Origin of the sequence: Ferruginibacter sp., from assembly GCF_028288465.1 — a bacterium.
In the GTDB taxonomy this organism is placed as follows: domain Bacteria; phylum Bacteroidota; class Bacteroidia; order Chitinophagales; family Chitinophagaceae; genus Ferruginibacter.
In genome coordinates, this window is sequence record NZ_JAQBNR010000069.1 from 79,847 (window position 1) to 105,736 (window position 25,890).

A 25,890-nucleotide genomic window follows, 5' to 3' on the forward strand; every position below is an offset into this window, starting at 1 on the left:
TATTTTTATGGCATAAAAAAACCCCAACTTTTTGTCGGGGCCATGTTGTAGTCAGTTAGTTTGGTAACTAAGGTGTAATACAATTTGCCCCCGAAAATGAACAATCCGCTAACGGACCATACCATTTTGTTGTTGCTATATGTTGATTGCGTTGAAACATTTTTTGTTGTTGGTTATAATTTGTTTTGCGTTGCAAAGATGGAATTATTTTTTTCATTCTGCCAAATATTTTTAAAAAATATTTTTGTTGTAATAAAAGTAAGGTGGCTGAAACACCTGTAAAATCAATGGTTTCAGGGGAATTAATATTTCTTTATTTTACTTAAAATCAACACTACCAATTTCTATGTCACCATATTGATTATCCATGATCACATTTTCAATTTCGATCGACTCACTTTTTTCGCCAAAATGTTTAAATGTTTTAATCCGCACAAATGAAGGAAAATCATTACTGTGATAACCACCATAATAGTTAAGCCGTATTTTATATTTACCGGCCTTTGCCTGTTTCACCTGGTAAATCACCGGGCCATTGTTTCCATAATACCAATAATTATTTGCATAAATAACCGCACCACTTTTTGTTGAATCATCACTTTTTGAAATCACTTTTCCACCTGGTTCAACTACTGAAAGTTGAGCATTACTTCCATCATTTTTATCTACTACGATTCTTAAACCGGATGGCATTTCTTTTATCAGTGCAGCTGGAATTAAAGACAGGTCAAGCAGACTTTTATGCGCCCGGATAATCTCATTCATTTCATACAGCATAGTTGCCTTTATGGCAAGGTTTTCAGTTTCCTTATTTTCTGTATTTATTTTAACAGCGTCATATAAAATGGCCACAGCCCGTTGGTAATTTCCCTGCTGGTAATAAGCCCATGCCAGGTCTCTTTTTAGTGAAAGATTGTGGTTGTTATCTGCTGCCAGTTGCCCATAAATTGCGATAGCATTGTCAAACATTTTCCAGCTCTCTAACAACCATGCAACCGAATGCTGTACTGCCTCTCCGCCGCCGACTTCAGCGGCATTCATCAGTATATTCACTGCATCTGTTTTTAATCCATTGTCAAAAAAATGTTGTGCCATATCAAAATAAAAACCTGTTTCTGTAGCATGTTCTTCCATTAATTTTTTATAAACAATTAATTTTTCTTTCACAGGTACCTCCTTAATTTCCTGCATGTATTCCACATCTTCCATATCCTTTAACCGGTAGCTTTTATAGTGATAATAGTTGTAATAGTTGCGTGCCTTTTTAGTGGTAATGATAATAGCGCCATTTACCGCTCTTGAACCATAAATTGCCCCGGCTTGTGCATCTTTTAATACGGTAATGTATTCGATATTATTGAGGTTGATCAGGTCGTTGATATTACCTGAAACCGGCATACCATCCAGCACAAACAATGGAGAGCTGTTAGCGCTGATAGACGATGCGCCCCTTATCATAATCGTGGCGGCACTACCCGGCATGCCAGCATTTTGTGTCACCATTAATCCAGCTACTCTTCCCTGCAATGCCTGCTCTACTGTACCCGCAGGTCCAAGTTCATTTCCGCGGACATATGTTATTGCACCCGTCACGCTTCTTTTGGAGACTGCCCCGTATCCAACTACCACCACTTCATCGAGGTGGTTGCTGCCAACATTTAGTCCTAAGGCTTTGCCTGTAATTGCGTTACTTCCGTCTAATTGATTTGCGGCATCCGGAGCAGCTGCTTCTTTGTGATCTATATTCTCAACATCCTGCCTGTTTAAATGAATGGGCACTTCATCTTTATTTATTTTTTTTATCCGTTCATTGTAAACGTTCACAACATTGCTGATGATATCAAAATCATCCTGCTGTTTTATGCGCATGCGCTGTGTGCGGGTATTTGATTTTACATACCTTAAAAGTTTGCATTCTTCCTGCAGATCTTTCGGTGCTTCTATGTTGTATTTCATGTAATCTTCCGCCCTCTCCAAAACAATATAAGCCGTATTGGGTGTTACCACATTTTCTTCCAAACCAAAATCCAATACATCTTCCCAGGCAGGGCCTAACAATATTTTATCAAAACGTTGCAGCATTGCAATACGGCTTATAGCGGGCTCATTGCAATTGTTTTCAGCTGGCAAAATAAGCTGCTCCATTCCTGATGCAGTGTTGCCATTTCCATAGTGAAAAAATAACGTATCGGCTTTGTTTGTCTTACTACCATTGATCATAAGTGCCTGATCAATTTTGAGAGGAAACGATTGCTCCACCACGATCTTGCTACTGGCGGAGGTTACATTCAGCAACCAATTTTCCGCATGGCTGCATAGGTCAATTGCATTCATCATCGTTGTCTTTCTCAGGTCAATCACCTTACCACCGCCGGCACCAACAATCAGCCGCATTGCCTGCATATCGGGTGTAACGGCGCTGGTGATGCAAAATAATAGGGCTCCATTCGTCTTCGGCTTTTTGTTACCATAGGTATTTTTTCCGTCGGTAAATAACATTGCGATGCCGGCCAGGTTTGTATTCAGCGTAATACAACCCAACTGTGTAGCGCCATCATAGGTCATGTTGCGCAGGTATTGCTTCCACAGATGGTCATTCTTTTTATCCAGATCAAAAATCGCGGTGTCCAGTAATTTGTAATTAAAAGGCACAATGGTCATTTTCCGGATGGCATGGTAAGCGATGTACTGTTGAAGAAAATTGATTTCTTTGTCAACGTCCCGGTATTGCGCAGAAGCTGATGCATCCCAGAAAATAGTCAGTTCTTTAGGACTAATTTTATAAACAGTATCACCGCCTGGCTGATAACGCAGCGCAAAATAAGTATGCCCGCCAATAGTATCGCTGCAAATGGTGGTTTTATTTACAAGTGGTATAAAAAAAGAGAGGGCGTTTTTTAACGCAACGTGTGCAGCTTCATATATCAGCTGGTAATGATCACCCGCCGGGGTGAATTGTTTATCCGAAATAAGACCACGGCTCACTGGCTTCTCTCCATCACTTGTGGTTTGTATTGCTAAATGAAATTGCTTTACTGTATCAGGAATGTTTAGCGGCAGTATATATTGCAGGTGATTGTCTTCCACCATGAGTAATTGCTGAATGGCAAAAGTAATTCTCCGGCTGCCTTTGGCTGGTACCGGGTATATACGAAGGCTATAATGGTCTTTATAATCCATGGAAAGCAAGGCTGGATCGATGCGCTTGCCTACAATTCTATTATACGCATTGGTGGCTTTCCATTTTTCTTCCAGCGAACCATCCCGGTACTTTCCATTCAGTTCCAGTTGAAACGCAGTAATTGCCTGACCTGGTTGTAGCTGAAACTGGTACAAGCCTTCCAGTTCCTGTTCATAAGGATTATAAAATTCCATTTCTATAAAAGTGGTTGCTGTAAACTGTCCGCACTTTACATTGATGGTGCAATTTTTCAACTGCATCTGCCTGTTCCATTTCTGTAACTGGGGTTGAGCGTGTAGTTGTGTAAGTACTAATATGCAGGCGAGCAACAATATATTTCTCATGGCAGTTTTTTAAACGGATGCTGAGAAAATATTGATTACATAAAGCGGATAAAAATATTAGCGGAGATTCTTCACGTTAATTTAAACACGTAAATTAAAACTATTGTATTGGCTATGACCTACCCCCACCAAAACGCCGCCGCAATAATGATGTACAGACCCACCAGGGCAACACCTTCCAGCCAGATCGATTCGCCGTCAAAAACTATGAAAGCATTTACTATAACAGCCAGAGCCAGGGCTGCCAGTAACAACGGACTTAATACAAAAGACAATACGGCTCCGCCCAGGAAGAATGACATTAAAACAAGTAAGGGAAAAAGCCCCAACGCGACCTGTAAAGAACTGTTTAAAATAACACTCACCGCATAATCGGCTTTGTTTTTATACGCCAGTTGAATGCCTACTAAATTTTCGATGGCATTGCCTGCAATGGCCACTACTACAAGGCCTGCAAAAACATCATTGATGCCGAGTGTTTTCATGGCCGGTTGCAGGGCTTCTACAAACCAGTCGCTTACAAAAGCTGCACCCACGCCGGCGCCGGCGAGTATCACCAAGGTAAGTGGCATTGACCAGGAAGCTGCATGTACTTCAGCACCATCGGATGGCACCATTGTTTTATCTCCCTTTATAGAAAAAGTAAGACTGGCAACAAATACCAGTAACAGCACAATTGCCACCATTATATTCAATGTGTTCAAATGGCTTTCTGCACTGGTATGTAATTCTTTCGTAAGTGTGGGTATCGCAAGCGCCGCAAAGGCCAATAGCATTAAAGTGGCAATCATTTTAGGTGGCTCCGATTGAAATTTTTGTGTGCCGTTTTTTAGTCCGCCGATGAGCAATGCCAACCCAAATACCAGCAATGAGTTGCCGAGAATAGAGCCAATCAATGCGGCTTGTACCACTTTATCCAGCCCGGCTCTTAATGCAAAAATGCAGACAAACAATTCAGGCAAATTACCCAGCGCTGATTGCAATACGCCTGTTGAAGCGGGCCCCATGCGGCTACCCAGCTGGTCGGTGGCGTGGCCGACTGTCATTGCCAAAAATACCAGCGCCACAGCAGTGAGTACAAACAGCAGTACTGCATTCAGTTCAAACTTAGTTGCAAGGCCGGCTACAACACTCATGATGATGGCGCCGGCAATGGTGATGATATCTTTTTTTGACATAAACAGGTTGGTTGAAATGATAGATAATTCAAAATAGTAAATAACAGCTAATGCGACGCATTTTTTATTGAAGTAATAATTTTCGACGACTATATTAATTTTACAGCACTTAACATTTTTGCCATGTATGAATTAACAAAAGCCGAAAAGAAAATAGCCAGAGCAGCTATTGACAAGGGCCTTCACGCTGAATTCAAAGAAGGGCTTGAAAATTTTGAAAGCATTCTACAAGATTGGCGGCAGGGGAATTCGCCGCAGTAAAGAAGCCTATCACAAAATATTTAAAGCAGTATATGGTAAAGATTACGCCATTCGCCGGCGGTACGACGGGCTTACAGGCGGCAGGTATTTGGTGATTGTATCAAATATTTTTATGGATGTGTACATTGACGAAAAAGACCTGGAGAGTTTTAGGCCGGAGATAAAGGAAATAATTAAAAATTTCTAAAATGTACTGTAGTTTCAGCAAACAGATTTCCCTATTTCCTTAAGCAGTTCAATTACCTCTGACGCAGATTTTTGAAATTCAATTTTTGCCAGTTCTGGATTTTCTGCAATCCAATTTCTTAACTCGTTCAATAATTGCTTTTTAAATTCTCTCTTTTTTTCGCTAAATTTTTGTTTAGCTCAAATTTTTCTCTGAATTCTTTTGGGTAATACTCTTCGAAATCATGCTTGGTTAATTGCCGGAAATTACCGTCATTCCATCCATTTTTTTCAACATAAAATGTTTTCATCTTATCAATTATTTCTTTCTCTTTATCTCCTGAATCAACTACAACCCACGCTCTGTTTTTATAGGTTTCTGTCAGGTGAAGGAACACAAATAGATTATTGAAATCCCTAAATTTTGGTTCAACCTCGGATAAGCCGTTGGCAGAAAATGTTCTTAATTTTCCAGAGAGCTCTATACAAAATTGTGGAATAAGAAACTCCCTAATGAGGACTTCTGCCGATGATTCTTCTAAAAAAAGCCATGAGTTCCATAAACCAAAATCATTAAATTCATATCCTAAGTCTTCCAGAAGCAATCTTCGATCTTCCTCAGTGTTTAAGACTCTATTCACCGTTGATATTGGGATAGGAAAATCAGAATTTCTAAACGTCATGGATACTTTAAATATTTCAGCACCATAGTCAGCACCAAGATATTTTACTATAATGTTTGAGTGGGTAGAGATAAAAAATTGATTTGTTTTCGATTTTTCGATTATTAAATTCAAAAGCCCTTTTAAAGCTTTGGGATGGATATCATTTTCTAATTCTTCAATCAAAAATATTTTCCTTTCAGCCAAACATAAATCTACAATCAATCCAACAATATTTACAACCCCTTCTCCCATAGCGGTGATAGGGATATGCTCCATGTTTTTGATAACCAAAGCTGCCTTTTTGCCTTTTTCAGAAGTTACAGTAGAAATTCTGTAACCGAGTATGTCCATGCATGCTCTTTTATATTCTCCGGCCGCAGGTTTAAAATCTTCGTTACATAATCGATCAATTTTTGCATACAAATCTTCGAAATTTCCCTTTACAGATGTTGAACTCTTTAAATTCATTGTTTCACTATAGTTAACAACTTTTCTTTTTGAAAGAAAGGGATAAATTAGATTGTCAGGTTCTGCTATAGGAAAATCTTTAAATGCAAAATTGCCAGAATTCACATTTACTTTTGGAATTATTTTACTTACACTTCCTTCTCTACTCAATTTAATTACTATCTCCTTTTTTAAACTGTCGTCACTAATACCATTGAACATGCTGTTGATAAGCTGAGCAGTTGACCTTATCACACTAACATTTTCAGTTTCAAAACTCAATACAATAGTTGATAAATACTCGCCCAATCTCACGTCATCGCCATTAAGAAAATTTCCTTGTAAAAAGTGAATAGCGTTTAAAATAGTTGACTTGCCATAATTATTTTGACCGACAAAAAGGTTGATGGACTTGGAAAGCTGGATATCAACTTCTTCGAACGCTCTTATATTTTGTAACTTAATACCCGTTATATGCATATCTCCTTTTATTCAAATGTATTTATAATTTCTTAATGCCTAGTAATGTAAGAATCAGTTTAAGTTTTTTAAATCATATGCAACACATCCTACTGCTTCTCCACCAAATACCGCCAATACCTTTTAGGCATTTGCCGAATGTGCAGCTTCATATTTTTGCGGGCTTGTATGTTTACGCTGCTGAAATATTGTTTCCATAATTGCTGGTAGAGTTCTTCTTTTTCATCATGCAGTGTGGCAAGATTTTGTTCGTTGTTGAGGTCGGCTTCAAAATGCATTTGCACTTCTTCTACCGTTTCACCATTGTAATACAAACCATATTTTCTCAGGCCATCATAAAGGAGCCAGCGCTGGTCTGCGTAGCGTTCTTTAAAGTGTTTGCCGATCAGCGGCAACACATTATAATCCGGTTGAATGATGCAATAATACAATTGATCTTTTGTTAGCTGAAAACGCACGAAGGCTTTCATGCGGTGTTTTTCCCGGTTTACTTTTTTGCTGGTTTGCTGTATCAGCAATACGTCTGCTTTGGTATAATCATTTTCAATGGTGAAGTTGGATTGCAAAGCATATTGTATAAACCGCAACAGCACATTTTCGATCTCCTTTATTTCTGAGAGATAGGTATCGTACAATTGTTTGATTGTTTTTGCACTTATAATTGCTTTTAGTTTTTGATACACCCTGTTGCTTTTTTCTGCATTGGTTATCACCGTATGAGTTTCTCCAAACAGGCTTCCGGTTGTTGCTGCTTCTCTTGCAATAAAAGGTTGCGGTAATTTATATTCGTATACCTCAAACACAGCCGTCAGCAAGCCTTCGAAGCTGCCATCGTATACAACAACCGTCATTAAAATAATTTTAGTTGAGGCGAAAAATTGGCTTCGTATTTACTGTTGCCTTCTTTTAAAATAAAGGACTTAATCTGGTTGGGATGCCAGTCTTTCTTTTCAAATTCCGTATCGCTGCTGATAAAATATTTTGCCCTGTTGTAGGCGATACCCAGCTTTTGTAAATGTGTACTGTTGAGCCGCCTGAACTTTCTGGCAGCACAAATTTTTTGGGCAGACTGTATCCCAATGCCGGGTATGCGCACAATAACTTCATAACCGGCTTTATTGATGTCAACAGGAAACAGCTGCAAATTTCTTAACGCCCAACTTAGTTTAGGATCAATATCTGTATCCAGTAATGGGTTTTCATGGTTCACTATTTCCTGTACTTTAAAACCATAAAAACGCATCAGCCAATCGGCCTGGTACAAACGATTTTCACGAATCATCGGCACCGGCGTACCAATAGCAGGTAAGCGATTATCGTTGCTGATGGGCACATAACCGGAGTAGTACACCCGGCGCATATTGAACTTTTTATAAAAGCCGTTGGCGAGCCATAAAATTTCCAGGTCGGTTTCCGGTGTGGCACCAATTACCATTTGCGTGCTTTGCCCTGCAGGTGCAAACATGGGCGTGCTGGCAAACAACTTTTTTTCTTCCTTGTTTTGAATGATGGCATCTTTTAAAAACTGCATTGGCTTCAGCATATCAGCACGGTTCTTATCAGGTGCCAGTAAAGCCAGGCTTTTCTCCGTTGGCATTTCAACATTGATGCTTAACCGGTCGGCCCATAAGCCTGCTTCCTTTACCAGTTCATCGCTTGCACCGGGTATGGTTTTTAAATGAATGTAGCCGTTGAATTTATGTTCTGTCCTTAATTTTTTCGCTACTGAAACCAGCCGCTCCATTGTATAATCTGCATTTTTAAAAATGCCTGAACTCAGGAACAATCCTTCAATGTAATTACGGCGATAAAAATTAATGGTAAGGTCTACCACTTCCTGCACAGTAAAAGCGGCACGTTTGATATCATTGCTCTTGCGGCTTACGCAGTAGGCGCAATCAAAAATGCAGTGGTTGGTCAACAAAATTTTAAGCAGGGAAACACAGCGGCCATCTTCGGTATAGGCATGGCAAATTCCATTACTGGCATTGCCCAAACCGTTGTTGTTATTTTTACGATCGCTGCCACTGCTGGCGCAGCTTACATCATACTTGGCGGCATCTGCAAGGATGGATAGTTTTTCAGTGATACGGTCACTCATCGGCATTGTCATTTAATAGGGGAGCGTCAAAAAATCGGCGTTGTTGTGTTGATGGTCTTCAAGCGAATTCATTGATAACCTAAATGCGCCATGCAGCCATTCATCGCTTTCAGCCCATCTTCCGGTGCGTACACTAAACGCAATTTCCCAGGTCTGGCTGATGATGATGGTCTGCTCGGTTAAAAATCCAAGGATGAAATTTTTAAGACGTTCATCAAAGTAAGGGATAGATAAAATGAAGTCTGCAATCTCTTCATTGGTGGGATACAACAATGGCTCTGTTAATAATTCGGCTGCGGATAAATTGCGTCGCAAACCTATCGTTTGATTAACGCGCCGTTCGATGATGTTGATTAGATATTCTCCGGTTACTGCTATCATGGTTATAAAAATCAGAAGTGAAAAAATTGGGTCAATACGGAAGTGATAAAAAGTTTCTGTCTTTATTAATGCCGCTGGTATGTGCTTCGCTTAAAAAATAATCATTGCCATGCAGCCACTCAAAACTTTCGGCCCACAGTTTTGTATTTTTTATAAATTCATTTTCCCAGCTTTGGCTGATGATGATAGTGCTGTCAGCAATGTTACCCAGCAAAAAATCTTTCAGCTTTACGTCGAAGTAAGGAATGGTGATAATGAAATCCAGCACCTCTTCATCGGTTGCGCCGGGATAGGGTTCGTTGTCAAACTGCTGTTGTTTACTCTCCCGGTATTTGTCAATGTTTTCGCTGGCTTTTTTAAAAATAATTTCTGTCAGGTAGTCTTTTGTTACTGAGTTCATGTTGCTGATTTTTATCTTTTAAAATAATTTGCCCTGTTCGCCCGGCCGTTTAAAAATATTTGTATTCAGACTCCACTCCTCCGCATTCATGTTATATAATTTGCCGTATTTTTTATATTGCTGCGCCACCATTTGCGCAATGTGTCCCTCGCCCCGCATGCGCACGCCAAAGCGGGTATCGTTCACCTGGCCATCATGACTTTGTTCAATCAGGTGCCATACTTTATCTGCATGGTTGGGAAAGTTTTTAAACAACCAATCGTGAAATAAAAATTTGATGGCACCGTTTAAGCGGATAAAAGTATAAGCCGTGAACGTTGCGCCATTGTCAGCCGCGGCTTTCATGATGCGTTGCATTTCGTGTTCATTCAACCCTGGTATCATCGGGCCCATCATTACACCCATGCGTACACCGGCACTGCTGAGTTCATTGATTACTTTTAATTTTTGTTTGGCCGTGGTGGTTCTTGGTTCCATGATCCTGCGTAAATCTTCGTTGAAAGAAGTGATGCTTACCATTGCGGATACGATGCCCTTCTTTGCCATATCCTGTAACACATCTTTATCTTTTAGTATCCAGGAATTTTTTGTGAGGATACCTACAGGCTGATTGAATTCATTGCACACTTCCAGCAGGCCTCTTGTAAGTCTGAATTTTTGTTCGGCAGGTTGATAGCAATCAGTGTTGCCGCTGAGCATAATGGGTGTTGCGTCCCATTTGGGATGCATTAAAAACTTGCGCAGCAGTTGCGGTGCGTTTTTTTTGATGATGATCTTTTGCTCAAAATCAAGGCCGGCGCTGTAGCCCCAGTATTCATGCACATTGCGGGCGTAGCAATAAATGCAGCCATGCTCACAACCGGCGTAAGGGTTCATACTGTAACTCATGCCTACGTCTTTGCTTTCTATTTTGTTGACGATTGTTTTGCTTTGCTGTTCTATGTACTGGGTTGGGATATTACTTTCTTCCCAATCGTCGATGCCTTCAATGTGTTCCCTGGTAGATTCATTTTTTAGAAACCTGTTTTTGGTATTGAACTGGGCACCGCGACCATGGTGGTAGGAACCCACTGCAGTCCCCTCCAAATCTCCCTCAGGCGGGGGCACTTTTGAACCCCGCTGAACTGCATCTTCTTTCTCTTTATTGATAACTGTTACTGACTTAACTGGTACGCTATCTTGTTGTAGCTGTCCCGGTTTTGATTTATTATTTGCAGCCGTTGATTCGTTGCTCATGGTATTGAATTTTATAGAACCGTTCTTGCTGGTCAACCGCCGTCAGGGTTTTTAACCGCTGACGGGGTTTCGCTTCCGTTTGGTTTTCTGTGGAAACTGTTTTTGATGTGGTGGCAGCTTCAAATTGAAAGGATGCTGCACATGGCGTTTTTTGTACAAGAGGGCGACGCAACGATGCTGCCCATGGCTGAGCCCTTGCCCGGACCCCAATATTTTTATTTTATGCAAACAACGACCCCTGTGTAGTTGTGACGGGTAAATTTTGAAACTCAAACCTTTGTACAATCTGGTATTTCATCTCCCCCACCGGCCGCTTTAACAATAACATGGCGTCGGCTATAAACCTGCCGGTAAATTGTTTGTGGCTATATTCTAACCAGCCTTTTTCATATTGCCAGGGTTGTAATTTTCTGGCGACCGTTACATGCGGCTCCATTATAAAATGGGGCTTGTTATCGTTGTTGAGTTTCATTAGTTGCTGCGCCTCCGTACGAATTTGTTTTACCAAATCCTGTATCGGCAATTTGGAAGTGACATTGATATAAATGGTATGCGAAGGAAAACTGCCATAATCCTTCAACTCAATTTTTACAGGGTGATAGCCCATGGCAATGGTGTTTAAGCGATTGAGCAGGCGCTCTTCCATCATGCCGTACTGTACAAAGTTTACCAGCGTGAGATGGGGCTTGCTGTACAGCGCCGTTTCCGACTGGTACTTTTCTGCAAAATGTTTCTTCGCTTCCATTATTTTATTGCGCAGTTCTTCGTGCGGATTCAGCACCAGCAGGTACTCGTAAATTTTGTAGCCGGGCGTAGTGCCCGACAAGTCTCTCTTTTTTGTCCTAAAAGCGGATTTATTTTCTATGGTTTGATGTTCCATGATAAATGATTTTATGAAAATTAAAATAAGGTAAGCTGGATGGTTCTGTTGTTGGATTCAGGTCCCTCGAGCCCAAATCGTCCCACCACACGATAACGTTCAGCCACACTAACGGATCGCTTCAAAAGTATCATTTCAGCGGCCGTAAACTTGTCGGAAAACTTTAAAGCGCCATATTCCAGTAAGCTTTTTTTATACTGCTCGTTGGTAAGCCCTTTGCAAAGAGTAAGGTGAGGATTTAAAATAAAACGAGGCGGAAATTTGTTGTCAGCTTTAATATATCGCTTTATAGCGTTGGTTATTTTTCTTACTAGTTGTTTCATGTCTGTTTTATATTTTACGTCAACGTATATTGTATGTTCTTTAAACCATTTAAAATTTTCCAGCTCAATTCCTATTTTATTTGACCTTGAGGCAACATCTTTCAGCGGCTTAATAATTTTACCCTGACTACTATCTGATAAGACAAAATTTGCAAGCGTCAAATGTGGTAAACTATGTTCCGCATCACGATTACCATATGTTGATGAAAACTCTTTCTTTCTTCTCATCAACCGACTTCTTAGCCTCCCCTCCGGGCTGATTAAAAGAAGATATTCATTCATCCCTGTGTAGTCATCTAACACAACTAATTTTTTACCAGTGTCAACCATAAATTATGCATTTTAAAATTTGGGATTGCCAATTTATTTAGTGTAAATTTACTAAATAATTTAGTTAACAATAAAATAATTTATATGGAAGTGGAAAACTTTTTTGGCAGCAATTATACCGGCACTAAACGTTTTACCCAGCACCATGTAACCGCTGCGAATGCCACGGGTTTTGGCGCTGCCGCAGATGATTATATGGAGCGGGGAATTGATTTGAATGAACAACTGATCCGTAATAAACCGGCGACTTTTTTTATGAAAGTGAGCGGCAGCAGCATGATCAACGCCGGCATTTTTGACGGAGACATTGTGATTGTTGACCGGAGTATCAAGCCCAGTAACGGCAAGATTGTAATCGCGGTGCTGGATGGTGAAATGCTGATCCGCCGATATGAAAGAACGATCAATAAATTGCGACTGATTCCGGAAACGCCGAAGCTGGCGACCATTGATGTGAGTGAGTTTATGGATTTTAAAATCTGGGGGGTGGTAATTTGTGTGATCAGGAATGTGTAGTACATGCAACCCCGTCAGCGGTTTTAAACCCTGACGGCGGTTGATCGTAGGAAGTTCTTTTTTAAGATTGATGATCTCTTATTAACCGCCGACGGGGCTGATAGCCGCGGTCGGGGTTATCGGGAGTTAACTAATTGCCAATAATAAATCCAGAAAATAAAACAATTCATATGGACATTCAAACATTGGAAGAAGGACAGTTCTTTCATATCTATAACAGGGGTGTAAATGGGGAAGATATTTTTAAAGAAAATCGGAACTATTATTATTTTCTACAGCAATACTTTGCTTACTGTTCCGATGTGTTTGAAACCTATTGCTATGCGTTGTTAAAAAATCATTTCCATCTGCTGGTGCATGTAAAAGAAAATGTAGTGGTGGCTAAATTGAATGGGCAAGGAACGGTGCAGCTCAACGCATCTAAACAATTATCACACTTTTTTAATTCCTATGCTCAATCTGTCAACCGCATTAATAAACGCACAGGATCTTTATTTGAATCTCCTTTTAAACGAAAGTTAATTGATGATGCCAGGTATCTTACCACAGTTATTTATTACTGCCACTACAATGCTCAGCTGCACGGTTTTGTGAATGATTTTAAAGAATGGGAATTTTCTTCTTATCACTCAATTTTAAAAAAGGACGATACTTTTTTGGCTGCCACAAAAGTGTTGGATTGGTTTGGTGGAGTTGCTGCATTTGAAGCTGCTCATAAAGACAGATATGGAAAAGAAGGGATGGAGAAATTCCTGATAGAATAATTTTTATTCCGTCTCCTATTAACCGCCGTCAGGGTCTATAACCGCTGACGGGGTGATGTTTACGGGATTTGAAAACTTAAAATATCTTCTGATGGATTTACAAAATGTTTTTCACGAATCAAATTCTATGGAAAGCTTATCGACTGAGCGCCGGGGCTTTAAAGCCATCATAGATTGTAACAGTTTTTACTGCAGCTGCGAACGGTTGTTTAAGCCGCACCTGGATAATAAACCGGTGGTGGTGCTGAGCAACAATGATGGTTGTATCATTTCCAGGAGCGATGAGGCGAAGGCCATTGGCGTGGGTATGGCCGGGCCGTATTTTTTGGCAAAGCCGCTGATTGAAAAATTCAACGTGGCGACTTTTTCTTCCAACTACAATTTGTATGGCGATTTAAGCTGGCGGGTAATGGAAACATTGCGTGTGATTTTGGGGGCAGAGAATGTAGAAGTATATTCTGTGGATGAAGCCTTTTTGGATTTAACCGATTATGATGCGAACAGTTTATACGACCTGGCCGCCTATATTTTAGACACGGTAGAAATGTGGACAGGCATCAAAGTATCCATCGGGGTGGCGCCGACGAAAGTGCTGGCGAAAGTAGCCAACCGGTTATCTAAAAAAGACAAGCGGAAAAAATGTGTAATGGTATTGGATACGGAAGAAAAAATTACGGATGCCTTGTACAAAACACCCATCAGTGATGTATGGGGCGTGGGCCGGCAGTATGCTGAAAAGCTGCGGGACATGCATGCAATCTACACGGCGCTGGATCTTAGTAAAAGAAAAGAAGAATGGGCGAAAGTGCATTTGGGTGGTGTGGTCGGCGTGCGTTTATTAAAAGAATTAAAAGGCGAACCGGTGAATGAAATGGAAGACCAGTTGAGCAGTAAAAAAATGATTGCTTCTACGCGAATGTTCGGCAATGCGGTGAGTACCATTGAAGAAATTAAAGAGGCCATTGCGACTTATACGTCGCGTGCTGCGGAGAAATTGCGGCGGCAAAAAGGTGCGGCGAATGTGATCAGTGTTTTTGTGGTGCCCAAAGAAGCAAGCACCAGCGAACGCTTCCGGCACGGACCAAGCGTGGGCAGTTATACCACCCTGCCTTTTGCAACTGCTGCCACACATGAACTGATAAAGCCGGCAATGAAGCTGGTTGATAAATTATTTGAGCCCGGCAAGCGATATAAAAAAGCAGGTGTAACACTGAGCGGACTGGTACCGGATGACACCATACAAGGAAACTTATTTAAAGAAGAAACCAACAACAACAAGCGTTTATTAATGAGCATGGTGGACAATGTGAACTTTGCTATGCGGGATGATATCGTGAAATTTGCGGCATCGGGCACCACACGCAACTGGAAGATGCGGCAGGAAATGCGCAGCCCGAGATATACTACCCGATGGGATGAAATGTGCGAAGTGAAATAAGGGTGAAGCTTTAAAAATCACACAACATTTATCATCAACTTGCTAAAACAAACTTTGTTGTTGCGAGACGAAGGTTGGTTTTGGCAATTTTAATCCACACGCTGCATTCAGCTTGTCAACCAGGTAAACTGTCAGCTCGGGTGATGTTGCTTCGTTGTGCATGTGCATGAAAAAGTATATTTCGTTTACCCCTTTATCCAGCCATTGTTTCATGCGGTTTACCCATATATCAATTCTTGTATAATCGGATGCATGTAAGCTATTGCCCACGTATCGTATAAATGTTTTGGCAACGGGCAGATGCATGTGTGCACAATCTCTTCTGCCGCTGGCATCTGTAATTACTGCGCCCATATGGAGCTGCCGCAACGTGGTAAAAAATTCTTTGGAGATGGTGGCATTGGCAAACCATTCCGGGTGGCGAACTTCCACAAAAAATTGAAACGCTGTTGGCAGGGAATGCAGGTAAGCAAACAATTCGCTTTTCCTGGCGGGTGAAAAAGATTTACTTACCTGGATGAAGATGGGGCCCAGGTTTTTGCCAAAGGTCTGTACACCTTTTAAAAACTCAGTCGTCAATCCTTCTTTTCCTTTGAGGCCTCCAATATGTGTTACACCTTTGTACATTTTAGGACAAAATAAAAAGTCTTTTCCGGCAGCCTTATCTGCCCATTTTTGAATGGTATCGGTTCCATATAACTGGTAGTGCGTGGCATTTAATTCAATGCTGTTATAATGCTGCACATAGTGTTGCAGAAAATCTTTTTCTTTTGTTTTGGGTGGATAAATTTTGCCCAACCATTCTGTGCGTCCCCATTTAGCGCAGCCAATGTATACTTTTGGATTTTTAACCGATGCGCCACTTAATATGGCATTATTAAAAGCCGGATCTGCCGGTAAGCTATAATCAACCTTGTCCAATTCATTTTTCGTTACAAGTCCAAATTCCATAAATAAACTGTTTATATTTTTTGTTTCTCGATTGTTGTTGTATCATCGCTGTTCCTGAATTTTTCATACAGTGCAATATTCATCATAATCAACAGCATGCCATAAAAAACATCTTCCATAGGAATAGTATAAATCCGGATGCCGAGGTTCTCTGCATCATTATATAACACCACAGGGATAGCTGTTAAAAAACCATTTACCAAAAGGAACGGAATTAAAATGATAGCATACGCTACTAAAAAAAAAGTTGTATTAAAATTCCGGAAGAAATTTTTAAATGCAAACAAGTTGATTATAAACAGCGCACAGAGGACAAAAGCCCAGCTGGTGTAAAACCTTTTATAAAACATCAGTCCTGTTATTAATAAAACAGCAGCTAATAACTGCATGAAAATATTGGCCGACCTTTTATTGGATAGTTGCGGAAAGTAACACTTTATGCATTCGTAAATAAACACACAACAATAAGGCACTACGAAAAAAAACAATACTTCTTCAATGGGCAGGTTGATGAATTTTATGCCGGTGATATAATTGTCATTAAAGCTCCAGACATTTTTTGCTGTAAAAAAAACATCCCAGGCAATGTAAATTACTGCAGGCAGCAGCATTGCCGGAAACAGGTATTTCCATTTTTTATAAAAAGCTACCTTCTTATCAAAACTCAATGCCAGCGGCCCGGCGAGGCTGCAGCCAAGAATTAAAAAATAAGTGTAGTGATTGTTCAATTATTTCGATTGGAAGTTTTTTTGCAAATACATTACTACGCTAAGATAAAAGATCAATAATGAAATGCAGTAAAAGCGTGCGACGCCTGTGAAGTTTATTAGTAAATCAACTGTTTGGCCAAAAACATTATTGAGCGTTTCTTAATTTATCGGCCTTCACTTTTTGCCAATATTTTTTTGCCACGAACAACATACCAAAACTTTCGCCTTCGTATTTATCCATGTGTTTGTGGTGCATTTTATGCGCCCAGCGGATGGTGCGGATGTAGGTATTGTTGCTGCGGGTAAACCATTTAAACCGCTGGTGAATGATGACTTCGTGCACTACAAAATAGGCAAAGCCATACAAGGCAATGCCAAAGCCAATTGCGGCTGCGGTATATACCTGGTGCTGCAGGCCGAGCATAATGCACAACCAGCTTGGTATGGCGAATATCAAAAAGAAGGCATCATTTTTTTCAAAAAATCCGGGCTTCGGCTGGTGATGATCCTGGTGCAGGTACCACAAAAAACCGTGCATGATGTACCGGTGCGTAAGCCAGGTAATCCCTTCCATTACAAAAAAGGTGACCAGTGTAATTGATATAAATAAAAGCCAGTGCATGGTGTAAAATATTATTTCAAAAAAGTGCGGAGTAATAAAAAAAACATCACTTGAATTAGTAACAAATTTACGGCAAATTTGTTTTGCTTGTTGAATGTACAAAAGTGGAAAACCGCCAGCAGCAATGCGCCGATGGCCAGCCAGCACATATAATTGTACATGGGAATACTGTCATCCTTCCATTGCCAGTAGCCGAGTTTTACCGCCACCGGTTCTATCAGCCAGTCGAACAAAACGGCCAACGTGGCGCCATCGGCAATTACCGATATACCTTTTAAAGCGATCGGTGGTGCTTTGGTTTCAGTGGCTAATTTGTGGATGATATTATTTAAAAAAGTGTGGATAGCGATACCGCAACAATACACTACAATGAGCCAGTTAATACCGATTACAACCGGCACCTGTTGCCATTTAAAACCGAGTACATCGCCATAGCTGTAATTACCAAACAACAGCCCGGTGTTTACGCCGATGACTTCGACTGCAAAGCCAGCAATAAAAGTTACCACCGCGAAGAGATAGAAATACTTGTTCTTTTCCTGCTGCGTCCATACAAGCAAGGTCGCACTCAATAACAAATTAAACGGCGTGGATTGGATGATGAATGTGCTGTTAAAAACAAGTATGCCCACCAAACCAATTGTGTGAAAAAGGATGGCAATAAAAGTGGCTGCCTGGTATTTAGAAATGTTGTTCAGCAATATCAGTGAGCTTGTTTTGGATGATTGGCTGCAATTAATTCACTTACAATTTTAGCACTCTTTAAACATAGCGGAATGCCACCGCCGGGATGCACGCTGCCACCACAAAAATACAATCCCTTTAATGCATTGGAAAAATTTGACGGCCTGAAGAAAGCCGCCAGCTTTGAATTGGAACTGGTACCATACAATGAGCCCATGTAACTTGCCGTTTGTGATTCTATCATTACCGGGTCGAGCGTTTGTTCTGTCTCAATGAAAGGTTCAATATTTTCCTTCAGCATACGGTTCAATTTGCTGATCACGTTTTTTCTTACATCCGTTTTTAATTCGTCCCAGCTTTGCCCGGTATTGGCTGGTGCATTCACCATTACAAACCAGTTTTCCTTTCCGTCGGGACATTGGCCTGCTTCCATTTTCGATGTAATGTTGATGTAGATAGTAGGATCTTCTATCAATTTCTTTTGTTCAAAAATATGATCGAACTCCGTTTTATAATCTTTGCTGAAAAGTATATTGTGCAGGTGCAATTGCGAAAATGGTTTGCTGATGCCCCAGTAAAAAATAATGGCGCTGCTGCTGCGTTCCTGCTTCAATATATTCTTTGCCTCCCGTGCATTGTTGAGTAAATTCCTATAAGTAAAATAAATATCACCATTGCTTATCACCACATCAGCTTCTTCTTCTTTGTCATTTACAATAACACCCTGCACTGTTTTATCAGCATGCATAATTTGTTGCACCGGTGTATCAAAATAAAACTGCACACCTTTTTTTTCTGCCAGTTTATGTAAGGCATTGGTGATGCTGATCATGCCGCCATGCGGATAAAATGTTCCCTGGTTTTGTTCCAGGTGAGGAATCAAACTCAGCATGGCCGGGGCTTTATACGGATTGCTCCCATTGTAGGTTGCAAAACGGTTAAACAGCTGCACCGCCTCCGGCGAAGCAAAATGTTTGCTGTTGTACTGGTTCATCGACTTCAGTAAATAATCAAGCCGCAATGTTTTTAATGCAGGAAATATTTTTCTATTAAGCCAGGTGGCTGCCTTGTGTAAAGAATTATTTAAAAATACAGTGCCGATATTATTGTATAATTTTTCAGCATTCTTTAAATAGGTAATTACATTTTCCGGCGGCTCGTTTAATTGTTCTTTTAGTTCTTTAGCAAACAGCGTTGCATCGGTATATGCATGCACCACTTTGCCATTTTCATAAAAATATTTACAGGCGATGGCAACAGGTTCGTAAGAAAAATATTGCTCCATCGGCTCATTCGCCAACGTAAATAATTCCGCGATATTTTGAGGTTGGGTAAACAATGAGGGCCCAGCATCGAAGTGATAACTATCCTGTTCAAAAGCAGTCAGCTTACCCCCGGGCACACTGTTTTTTTCATACACTGAAACATCAAAACCCTGCAGGGCGAGGCGAATAGCTACAGCCATACCGCCTATACCACTTCCGATAATGATTGCTTTTTTTTTGTGCATGGTTGAATAAGGATGGGCAATCGCATTGCTGCTAACTTGCCGTGTTGCGTTGTGCAAGATACGCCTGTAGTCTTGGAAAGGCTATTTTAAACCACTCACTGTATTTTTCAGGATGTTGTTGCAAATCTGACTGGATGCTTTCGGTAGATTCATACTGGTACCAGTTTACTTCATCTACATCAGGAATAATAATGCCATCGTAAACCCCTGTAAACACGTGATCGTACTCGTATTCGGTAAGTCCGTTATCAAAAGGAGCCTTGTAAATAAATTCAAATGCTTTTTCCAGTTGTGTTGTAAAGCCCATCTCTTCCTTCAAACGTTTTGCCGCCGCATCAATGATATCCTGGCCCGGTGCCGGATGACTACAGCAGGTATTGGTCCATAACAAAGGACTATGGTATTTACTTGCTGCCCTTTGCTGCAACAGCATTTCGCCGTTACTGTTAAAAATAAAAACGCTGAAAGCCCTGTGCAGCAGGGCTTTTTCATGAACTTCCATTTTTTCCATTGTACCCGTTGGTACATCATTTTCATCTACTAAAATAACATCCATACAAGTTCCGCTTTATAAAATATTGAACTGGTTTCTTACGCCAGCTTTCGCTACGATTATTACTTTACCATAATCCGGTATACGGATTCTTTGTTCTAAAATATGGTGCGGCGCTGTCTTTTTTATCTTCTTAAAAAGGGACAAATAATATTTGTACGCTACGTAAACACCGAACCTTGCTTTAATGGGTAACTGAACAATGCCTTCATACGCTCCGGCAAAATCGTCTTCAATTTCCTGCTCTATCTTCCGCTTCATAGAAGGTGTAAAATTATTAAAATCAACTCCCGGAAAATAAGTCCTGCTCAGGCCTTCGTAATCTGCTTTTACATCCCTCAAAAAATTTACTTTCTGAAAAGCCGCACCCAGCAACTGTGCGGAGGGTTTTAATTTTTCATATATCACCTCATCTCCTTCGCAAAAAATATACAGGCACATTAAACCAACCACTTCAGCACTGCCATAAATATAGGCTTTATATCCATCACAGTCATAGCTCGCTTTGCTAAGATCCATTTCCATGCTCTTAAAAAAAGCATCTATTAAATGATGTGGTATGCCGTATTTATTTACGGTTATCTGAAAGCTGTGCAGTATTGGGTTTAGGCTGATCTTTCGTTTAATGGCAAGATAGGTTTCATCTTTAAATTCATCCAGCAACATGGCCTTATCATGCTGGTGAAATGTATCAACAATCTCGTCAGCAAAACGCACAAACCCATATACATTAAATACCGGTGTGCGCATGTTAGGATGCAGTAATTTAATGGCACTGCTGAAAGATGTACTATACATCTCCGTAGTAGCCTTACTACACTGCTGGCTCAATTCATGAAACAGGTCTATCATGCTTCCTAACTGATTTTTTTGGTGATCATTTGTTTTGGGTGCATCATCGTTGTGTCACTCACTTATACTTATAAAGCCGTATTGAACTTCAGCCTCCTGGTGGAAAAGTATTATGATAGCAATCGGATTGAACTACGATCATTCAAACACAACTTCAGTCTCTATAACCAATCAAAGCCGCTTTTGTTAAAAATATTTTACTATTTCTTTTGCAACCACTTCGCCACTTATCAAACAGGGCGGCACTCCCGGACCAGGTACAGTAAGCTGACCGGTGTAAAATAAATTTTTTATTTTCTTGCTCCTGCAGCCAGGCTTTAAAACAGCCGTCTGCATTAAAGTGTTTGCCAAGCCATATGCATTTCCTTTAAATGCATTGTAGTCTTCAATAAAATTGCTAACCGAGTAAGACTTCTTGTAAACAATAGCATCTTTAACTGTTTGACCGATACGGTTTTCATACCGTTCCATAATTTCATCAAAATATTTATCCCTGAGTGCTTCCGTATCGCCGGTTAAACCAGCCGCAACGGGAATCAAAAAAAATAAATTTTCACATCCTTCAGGCGCTACCGTATCGTCGCTTGCAGAAGTTACACTTACATAAAATAAAGGCTTTTCCGGCCATTGTGGTTCGGTATAAATTTCTTTTCCATGTACTTCAAAACTGGTATCAAAAAACAACGTGTGGTGTAAAACGTTGTCGAGTTTTTTATTCAGACCAACATAATATATCAGGCAGCTTGGAGCCATCACGCGTTTATCCCAGTAAGCATCGCTGTAAGATCTGTATTGTAGATCTAGTAATTTTGTTTCAACAAAATGATAATCGGCTCCGCCAATCACCACATCTGCATCAAATATTTTTTCTTCCACCTGCCCTTGTCGATTAGTGGGATTAGCAACTACTCTTTTTGCAAGTCCAGATTCAACATCTATTTTTATAACGTTATGATTGAACTTAAAATCAACACCCAGCTCGGTTGCGAGCTGGTGCATTGCCTCCACAATTTTATACATGCCACCCCTGGGATACCATGTGCCTGATTTTACATCCGCATAATTCATCAGACTATACAAGGCCGGCGTATCTTGTGGCAAAGCTCCTAAAAACAACACCGGAAACTCAAGCAGTTGCTGTAGTTGAGGATTTTTAAAATGTTTGCCGATGTGTTTCTTCATCGATGTAAAAACATCCAGCCGGAAGATGCCTTTTAAAAGATCCAGGTCTGCAAACTCAGCAATACTTTGCCCGGGTTTATGTACCAGTTTATTGATGCCCACTTCATATTTATATTGGGCTTCCTCCATAAATTTGTCCAGCTGTACTCCACTGCCCGGCTCAATAGTGTCAAATAAATTTTTAAGACACTTGTAATCGGCTGGTATATCCATGTATTTTTCCGGCCAGTAAATCCTGTAGGAAGGATCTAGCCTGTCGAGCTGATAATAATCGCTGACGGTTTTACTAAAGCAATTAAAAAAGCGCTCAAACACATCCGGCATCCAATACCAGCTGGGACCCATGTCAAAGGTAAACCCTTCTGCATGTAACACCCTCGCTCTTCCACCAGGCATAGATTGCTTTTCTACAACAGTAACATTCCAACCTTCTTTTGCCATAAAACAGGCAGCGGATAAGCCGGCAAATCCGCTTCCTATGATGACTACGTTTTTCAAATTAAGGTAAACCTAAAGCGTTTTATTTTGGTAAAGGAATGGGTAAAAATTAATAACGGGTAATCTGTTCCTTCAATAACTTTCTTGCAAAGTGTATCCGGCTCTTGATGGTACCCAGGGGCTCGCTCAACATATCTGCAATTTCGTGGTACTTATACCCTTCAAAATACAACATAAAAGGATTGCGAAAAATAGCAGGCAGCTCATGAACGGCAGCCTGTATATCTTTTAACTTTAAAGCGCCTTCAGCAGCATTACTGGTAGTAACCTGATTATAATTTAACAAAAACTCATTTGGAGTGCTGTCGAAAATGGTATTTTGTTTTGCCTTGCGCCGGTAATTATTAATAAATATATTGCGCATAATGGTATACAACCAGGCCTTGATATTTGTACCCACATTGTATTTCTCTTTATTGGCCAGAGCCCTGTACATAGTTTCCTGCAATAAATCTTTCGCCACCTCATTGTCCCGCGTAAGGGTAATAGCAAAGGGTTTTAAAAATTCAGTATTGTTAACAAGCAATTGATTGAAGTCTATCGTTGCCATCTTAAATTGTTTAAATTGTTATACTGTAAAGTTAAACAAATAAAATTGAATAATGCACTATTTTTTGTTTAATTTTTTTAACATTTTATTAAACAAATAAAATGAAGGAGTAATCAGGAAAAGCGGCTTACAAAGCGGCGACAAATTCCATCACTTCAGGAAATGACTTTTTGAAATTGATATGCGCGGGAATTTTCTTTTCATAAGTATTTGTAAGCAGGCCTGAAATAATAATCGGTGTTGAGTGAAACTTTTTTGTGATAGCCGAGATAAACTTATCGAAATTAAAATTATGCCCCACAGCGGTGAGATGAGAATATAAGTAGTCTGGCTTTTTTAAATTTACCACATACTCAACATCCTGCATAGGTACATTGGCACCCAAATAAATGGTTGAGATACCCCTGCTTTTTAAAAGGTAGTACATAAATAACATCCCCAGCTCGTGATATTCACCCTCCGGCAGAAACAACAATACTGTTTTAGTAACTTTCAGAGAGGTAACAATTCCTTCAATACCTCCTATCAGCTTTTGCCGGATGATATTTGTTACAAGATGCTCCTGCGCTGGATTTATGTGATTGGTAAGCCACAGAATTCCTATTTTTTCCAGGTAAGGAAAAATAATATCCCTGATCGTTCGCTCAATGCCCCTCACACGGATATAGTTATCAAGAATGCTTTCCAGTTTTTCAATGTTTAAATCAACCATGCATTGTATTAAATCATGTACAATGCGTTCCTGCTGGGCCTGTGTCTGAGTTAACGATAATATCTTTTCCCTAACCTCAGCGTCTCCCATCTTGTCTATATGAGAAATCTTGTAGCCATATTTATTTAGTAAGGAGATATTAAGGACTTTTTTTAACTCGTCGTTGCTGTAATACCTTATGTTGGTATCCGAACGGGATGGCTTTAAAAAATTGTAACGCTGCTCCCAAATTCGTATGGTGTGCGCCTTGATACCTGATAAGTTTTCGAGATCTTTTATTGTGAATGAATTCATAGCTGGTGAGTTATTTCTTTTGGCCTTTTAACAATGGTTAAATTATTTTGTTTAAAGATAGCAGTTAAAAGATTAACAAGTCCGATTCTAAGTCACTTTTTAAGGCAGGTTAAATAAAGAACTTTGCTTCCCGGGTCTATTGCGTAAAAAAAATCCCGGCTCCTTTCGGAACCGGGATAACCTTTATTCATATTTTCAAATCATCTAAAGTGTTACCCGAACAAAAAAATCCCGCTCAATATCGATAATTTCTGCTTTGTTCAACCATCCCATTTGTCCAAGCAGTGATTCCAGGTCGGTTTTAGAATAATAATACAATGGACAATTGCGCATCTTGTAACGAACTTTGCGTTGCCAGCCAAGAAAACCGCCACTTTTTGGGAAACTCATCAATAACTCTTTAGTTACTTCTTTTTCCAGCTTTTTAAATGTGTCAATGGGTGTTTTTATGTAGTCGAAAAATCCAACCAACACTGCTGCGTCGTACTGCTGAGAAAACGGATGTTCCAGGTAGCCGCTGTGTATATAATTAACTTTACCCTCTGTAATGTATTGAGCTGTCTTTTGTTCGGCCAGCTGCAACATGCCTTCGGCGATGTCTATTCCAGTTACTGTTTTACCTGCATTCAACAAGGCCTCGCAATAAACGCCGCCACCGCAACCCACATCCAGTATGGTTCTAATCTCATTGGTTGCAGTATATTTCAACACCAGTTCATAGCGCAGGCGCATAGACACCCTGAAATATTTATCTAAAAATTTATCCCAACTACTTCTCTTTTTTGTGTGACCGTAAATACTGTCAAAATCTGCTGCGTATCCGTGAAAAAACGTAGCTACATCCTTTGTTTCTGAAATATATTCTTTTGTGTTGGTCATTATGTATGGTTGTTTAAAATGTTTGATACTGTTGTGCATTCAAAATCGGATAACAGCTGCCTTGTTTTTTTTTCGGCAGAATACAAATTTACATAGTGCGTAAATCTTATCCTGCGGTTAATGCCGGGTACTTTTGGCTGGTTGATATCAAGTTCCCATGGATGCAGGTAGAAAATGCAGTGCCTTTCTTTAAGCATGCTGGTCATCTTTTCTTTAAAGAAAGAATAAGGCAGCAACCGGAAATAACCGCCTCCTACACCAAAATCAAAATTCATTACTTTTAGAGTACTCACCGGAAATTCAAGCAACCCATTGTTGAGATGCTGAATGGCGGGATTGAATCCTGGTATACCAGTTCGTTTTGCATCTCCCGGAAAAATACTTGAATCGTATTGAAACCCTTCTTCCTTCAATATATCCAATGCCCACAAACTTCTTGCATCAATCGAAAAATAGGGTGCCCGGAACCCGGTATAACTAACGCCAAACGGCTGAATTAATTGTTTTGATTTTTGTATTTCTTCCCTGAACTGATCGGGTGTTAATTTATATATAAACGGATGAGAATAAGTGTGGCAGCCAATCTCATGGCCTTCGGCAATAATTTCACGGATCATCAGCGGATGATCTTCAATTGTTTTTGCCAATAAAAAATACGTTGCCTTTACATTGGCCTTTTGAAAAAGTTCCAGCAATTTATAGTGCCCGATATGTAATCTTTTTTCGAGCTTTATCCAATTGCTTACAGGCAGGTCGATGCCCTGGTACCAATCTTCAAAATCTACCGTAAAAGCAATCTTCAT

Annotated in this window: 26 protein-coding genes; 4 read left to right on the forward strand and 22 right to left on the reverse strand. The window is 40.1% G+C overall.

Annotated features, from left to right (window positions below; translation table 11 throughout):
- Positions 1 to 318: 318 nt before the first annotated feature.
- Together JWR61_RS26145 and cax are read right to left on the reverse strand one after the other, a co-directional pair.
- A complete protein-coding gene (locus JWR61_RS26145; RefSeq protein ID WP_301930594.1) occupies positions 319 to 3,525 on the reverse strand; it encodes a VIT domain-containing protein in 3,207 nt (1,068 codons plus the stop codon).
- Positions 3,526 to 3,644: 119 nt separating this feature from the next.
- Entirely contained in the window at positions 3,645 to 4,703 is a 1,059-nt protein-coding gene (cax, locus tag JWR61_RS26150) for a calcium/proton exchanger (protein WP_301930595.1), read from the reverse strand.
- A 214-nt stretch (positions 4,704 to 4,917) separates the two neighbouring features.
- Here cax and JWR61_RS26155 point away from each other — a divergent pair, with 214 nt between their 5' ends.
- The gene (locus JWR61_RS26155) at positions 4,918 to 5,151 is read left to right on the forward strand and encodes a hypothetical protein (protein ID WP_301930596.1); all 234 of its coding nucleotides are present in this window, start codon (positions 4,918 to 4,920) and stop codon (positions 5,149 to 5,151) included.
- A gap of 127 nt (positions 5,152 to 5,278) precedes the next feature.
- Here the strand turns inward: JWR61_RS26155 and JWR61_RS26160 are convergent, their stop codons facing one another.
- The 8 genes from JWR61_RS26160 to JWR61_RS26195 form a co-directional block, all read right to left on the reverse strand.
- Positions 5,279 to 6,721: an ATP-dependent endonuclease gene (locus JWR61_RS26160; protein WP_301930597.1), complete on the reverse strand. Its 1,443-nt coding sequence runs from the start codon at positions 6,719 to 6,721 to the stop codon at positions 5,279 to 5,281.
- A gap of 89 nt (positions 6,722 to 6,810) precedes the next feature.
- Complete coding sequence (locus JWR61_RS26165; protein WP_301930598.1) at positions 6,811 to 7,572, reverse strand: TIGR03915 family putative DNA repair protein; 762 nt, start codon at positions 7,570 to 7,572, stop codon at positions 6,811 to 6,813.
- A complete protein-coding gene (locus JWR61_RS26170) occupies positions 7,572 to 8,822 on the reverse strand; it encodes a putative DNA modification/repair radical SAM protein (protein ID WP_301930599.1) in 1,251 nt (416 codons plus the stop codon). The genes JWR61_RS26165 and JWR61_RS26170 overlap by 1 nt, the downstream gene beginning before the upstream one ends.
- A gap of 12 nt (positions 8,823 to 8,834) precedes the next feature.
- Positions 8,835 to 9,203, reverse strand: coding sequence for a hypothetical protein (locus JWR61_RS26175; protein WP_301930600.1), 369 nt, complete (start codon positions 9,201 to 9,203; stop codon positions 8,835 to 8,837).
- A gap of 31 nt (positions 9,204 to 9,234) precedes the next feature.
- Positions 9,235 to 9,603: a hypothetical protein gene (locus JWR61_RS26180; RefSeq protein WP_290339764.1), complete on the reverse strand. Its 369-nt coding sequence runs from the start codon at positions 9,601 to 9,603 to the stop codon at positions 9,235 to 9,237.
- Positions 9,604 to 9,621: 18 nt separating this feature from the next.
- Positions 9,622 to 10,839, reverse strand: a complete 1,218-nt coding sequence (locus JWR61_RS26185) for a PA0069 family radical SAM protein (RefSeq protein WP_301930601.1) — start codon at positions 10,837 to 10,839, stop codon at positions 9,622 to 9,624.
- Between the two features lie 220 nt (positions 10,840 to 11,059).
- On the reverse strand, positions 11,060 to 11,719 hold the full coding sequence (locus tag JWR61_RS26190; protein ID WP_301930602.1) for a 2'-5' RNA ligase family protein: 660 nt from the start codon (positions 11,717 to 11,719) through the stop codon (positions 11,060 to 11,062).
- A gap of 20 nt (positions 11,720 to 11,739) precedes the next feature.
- The gene (locus JWR61_RS26195) at positions 11,740 to 12,372 is read right to left on the reverse strand and encodes a 2'-5' RNA ligase family protein (protein WP_301930603.1); all 633 of its coding nucleotides are present in this window, start codon (positions 12,370 to 12,372) and stop codon (positions 11,740 to 11,742) included.
- Positions 12,373 to 12,456: 84 nt separating this feature from the next.
- Here JWR61_RS26195 and JWR61_RS26200 point away from each other — a divergent pair, with 84 nt between their 5' ends.
- The 3 genes from JWR61_RS26200 to JWR61_RS26210 all read left to right on the forward strand — a co-directional run bounded on the left by JWR61_RS26200 (position 12,457) and on the right by JWR61_RS26210 (position 15,090).
- Positions 12,457 to 12,888: a LexA family transcriptional regulator gene (locus tag JWR61_RS26200; protein ID WP_290339761.1), complete on the forward strand. Its 432-nt coding sequence runs from the start codon at positions 12,457 to 12,459 to the stop codon at positions 12,886 to 12,888.
- 170 nt (positions 12,889 to 13,058) lie between these two features.
- Entirely contained in the window at positions 13,059 to 13,652 is a 594-nt protein-coding gene (locus JWR61_RS26205; protein ID WP_301930604.1) for a hypothetical protein, read from the forward strand.
- A 91-nt stretch (positions 13,653 to 13,743) separates the two neighbouring features.
- Positions 13,744 to 15,090 (forward strand): Y-family DNA polymerase, encoded by a 1,347-nt coding sequence (locus JWR61_RS26210; protein WP_301930605.1) that lies wholly within the window; start codon positions 13,744 to 13,746, stop codon positions 15,088 to 15,090.
- 42 nt (positions 15,091 to 15,132) lie between these two features.
- Here JWR61_RS26210 and JWR61_RS26215 read toward each other — a convergent pair whose 3' ends face one another.
- The 12 genes from JWR61_RS26215 to JWR61_RS26270 all read right to left on the reverse strand — a co-directional run bounded on the left by JWR61_RS26215 (position 15,133) and on the right by JWR61_RS26270 (position 25,890).
- Complete coding sequence (locus JWR61_RS26215) at positions 15,133 to 16,041, reverse strand: DUF72 domain-containing protein (protein ID WP_301930606.1); 909 nt, start codon at positions 16,039 to 16,041, stop codon at positions 15,133 to 15,135.
- An 11-nt stretch (positions 16,042 to 16,052) separates the two neighbouring features.
- Complete coding sequence (locus tag JWR61_RS26220) at positions 16,053 to 16,769, reverse strand: lycopene cyclase domain-containing protein (RefSeq protein WP_301930607.1); 717 nt, start codon at positions 16,767 to 16,769, stop codon at positions 16,053 to 16,055.
- Between the two features lie 127 nt (positions 16,770 to 16,896).
- Positions 16,897 to 17,373, reverse strand: coding sequence for a sterol desaturase family protein (locus JWR61_RS26225; RefSeq protein WP_301930608.1), 477 nt, complete (start codon positions 17,371 to 17,373; stop codon positions 16,897 to 16,899).
- Between the two features lie 11 nt (positions 17,374 to 17,384).
- The gene (locus JWR61_RS26230; RefSeq protein WP_301930609.1) at positions 17,385 to 18,074 is read right to left on the reverse strand and encodes a carotenoid biosynthesis protein; all 690 of its coding nucleotides are present in this window, start codon (positions 18,072 to 18,074) and stop codon (positions 17,385 to 17,387) included.
- Positions 18,075 to 18,076: 2 nt separating this feature from the next.
- Positions 18,077 to 19,567 (reverse strand): 1-hydroxycarotenoid 3,4-desaturase CrtD, encoded by a 1,491-nt coding sequence (gene crtD, locus JWR61_RS26235; RefSeq protein WP_301930610.1) that lies wholly within the window; start codon positions 19,565 to 19,567, stop codon positions 18,077 to 18,079.
- Between the two features lie 31 nt (positions 19,568 to 19,598).
- Positions 19,599 to 20,123, reverse strand: coding sequence for an isopentenyl-diphosphate Delta-isomerase (idi, locus tag JWR61_RS26240; RefSeq protein ID WP_301930611.1), 525 nt, complete (start codon positions 20,121 to 20,123; stop codon positions 19,599 to 19,601).
- A 12-nt stretch (positions 20,124 to 20,135) separates the two neighbouring features.
- Positions 20,136 to 20,972, reverse strand: a complete 837-nt coding sequence (locus JWR61_RS26245) for a phytoene/squalene synthase family protein (protein ID WP_301930612.1) — start codon at positions 20,970 to 20,972, stop codon at positions 20,136 to 20,138.
- A gap of 186 nt (positions 20,973 to 21,158) precedes the next feature.
- Positions 21,159 to 22,652 (reverse strand): NAD(P)/FAD-dependent oxidoreductase, encoded by a 1,494-nt coding sequence (locus JWR61_RS26250; protein WP_301930613.1) that lies wholly within the window; start codon positions 22,650 to 22,652, stop codon positions 21,159 to 21,161.
- A gap of 49 nt (positions 22,653 to 22,701) precedes the next feature.
- Positions 22,702 to 23,202 carry an RNA polymerase sigma factor gene (locus tag JWR61_RS26255; protein WP_290339749.1) on the reverse strand — a complete coding sequence of 167 codons (501 nt, stop codon included), beginning with the start codon at positions 23,200 to 23,202 and terminating at the stop codon, positions 22,702 to 22,704.
- A 127-nt stretch (positions 23,203 to 23,329) separates the two neighbouring features.
- Positions 23,330 to 24,208, reverse strand: coding sequence for a MerR family transcriptional regulator (locus JWR61_RS26260; RefSeq protein WP_301930614.1), 879 nt, complete (start codon positions 24,206 to 24,208; stop codon positions 23,330 to 23,332).
- Positions 24,209 to 24,412: 204 nt separating this feature from the next.
- Positions 24,413 to 25,087, reverse strand: coding sequence for a bifunctional 2-polyprenyl-6-hydroxyphenol methylase/3-demethylubiquinol 3-O-methyltransferase UbiG (locus JWR61_RS26265; RefSeq protein WP_301930615.1), 675 nt, complete (start codon positions 25,085 to 25,087; stop codon positions 24,413 to 24,415).
- On the reverse strand, positions 25,087 to 25,890 hold the full coding sequence (locus tag JWR61_RS26270; protein WP_301930616.1) for a polysaccharide deacetylase family protein: 804 nt from the start codon (positions 25,888 to 25,890) through the stop codon (positions 25,087 to 25,089). The genes JWR61_RS26265 and JWR61_RS26270 overlap by 1 nt, the downstream gene beginning before the upstream one ends.

Coding starts and splice junctions, on each gene's coding strand:
- JWR61_RS26145 (WP_301930594.1), bottom strand. CDS start 3,525: ATGAGAAATATATTGTTGCTCGCCTGCATATTAGTACTTACACAACTA.
- cax (WP_301930595.1), bottom strand. CDS start 4,703: ATGTCAAAAAAAGATATCATCACCATTGCCGGCGCCATCATCATGAGT.
- JWR61_RS26160 (WP_301930597.1), bottom strand. CDS start 6,721: ATGCATATAACGGGTATTAAGTTACAAAATATAAGAGCGTTCGAAGAA.
- JWR61_RS26165 (WP_301930598.1), bottom strand. CDS start 7,572: ATGACGGTTGTTGTATACGATGGCAGCTTCGAAGGCTTGCTGACGGCT.
- JWR61_RS26170 (WP_301930599.1), bottom strand. CDS start 8,822: ATGAGTGACCGTATCACTGAAAAACTATCCATCCTTGCAGATGCCGCC.
- JWR61_RS26175 (WP_301930600.1), bottom strand. CDS start 9,203: ATGATAGCAGTAACCGGAGAATATCTAATCAACATCATCGAACGGCGC.
- JWR61_RS26180 (WP_290339764.1), bottom strand. CDS start 9,603: ATGAACTCAGTAACAAAAGACTACCTGACAGAAATTATTTTTAAAAAA.
- JWR61_RS26185 (WP_301930601.1), bottom strand. CDS start 10,839: ATGAGCAACGAATCAACGGCTGCAAATAATAAATCAAAACCGGGACAG.
- JWR61_RS26190 (WP_301930602.1), bottom strand. CDS start 11,719: ATGGAACATCAAACCATAGAAAATAAATCCGCTTTTAGGACAAAAAAG.
- JWR61_RS26195 (WP_301930603.1), bottom strand. CDS start 12,372: ATGGTTGACACTGGTAAAAAATTAGTTGTGTTAGATGACTACACAGGG.
- JWR61_RS26200 (WP_290339761.1), top strand. CDS start 12,457: ATGGAAGTGGAAAACTTTTTTGGCAGCAATTATACCGGCACTAAACGT.
- JWR61_RS26205 (WP_301930604.1), top strand. CDS start 13,059: ATGGACATTCAAACATTGGAAGAAGGACAGTTCTTTCATATCTATAAC.
- JWR61_RS26210 (WP_301930605.1), top strand. CDS start 13,744: ATGGATTTACAAAATGTTTTTCACGAATCAAATTCTATGGAAAGCTTA.
- JWR61_RS26215 (WP_301930606.1), bottom strand. CDS start 16,041: ATGGAATTTGGACTTGTAACGAAAAATGAATTGGACAAGGTTGATTAT.
- JWR61_RS26225 (WP_301930608.1), bottom strand. CDS start 17,373: ATGCACTGGCTTTTATTTATATCAATTACACTGGTCACCTTTTTTGTA.
- crtD (WP_301930610.1), bottom strand. CDS start 19,567: ATGCACAAAAAAAAAGCAATCATTATCGGAAGTGGTATAGGCGGTATG.
- idi (WP_301930611.1), bottom strand. CDS start 20,123: ATGGATGTTATTTTAGTAGATGAAAATGATGTACCAACGGGTACAATG.
- JWR61_RS26245 (WP_301930612.1), bottom strand. CDS start 20,972: ATGATAGACCTGTTTCATGAATTGAGCCAGCAGTGTAGTAAGGCTACT.
- JWR61_RS26255 (WP_290339749.1), bottom strand. CDS start 23,202: ATGGCAACGATAGACTTCAATCAATTGCTTGTTAACAATACTGAATTT.
- JWR61_RS26260 (WP_301930614.1), bottom strand. CDS start 24,208: ATGAATTCATTCACAATAAAAGATCTCGAAAACTTATCAGGTATCAAG.
- JWR61_RS26265 (WP_301930615.1), bottom strand. CDS start 25,087: ATGACCAACACAAAAGAATATATTTCAGAAACAAAGGATGTAGCTACG.
- JWR61_RS26270 (WP_301930616.1), bottom strand. CDS start 25,890: ATGAAGATTGCTTTTACGGTAGATTTTGAAGATTGGTACCAGGGCATC.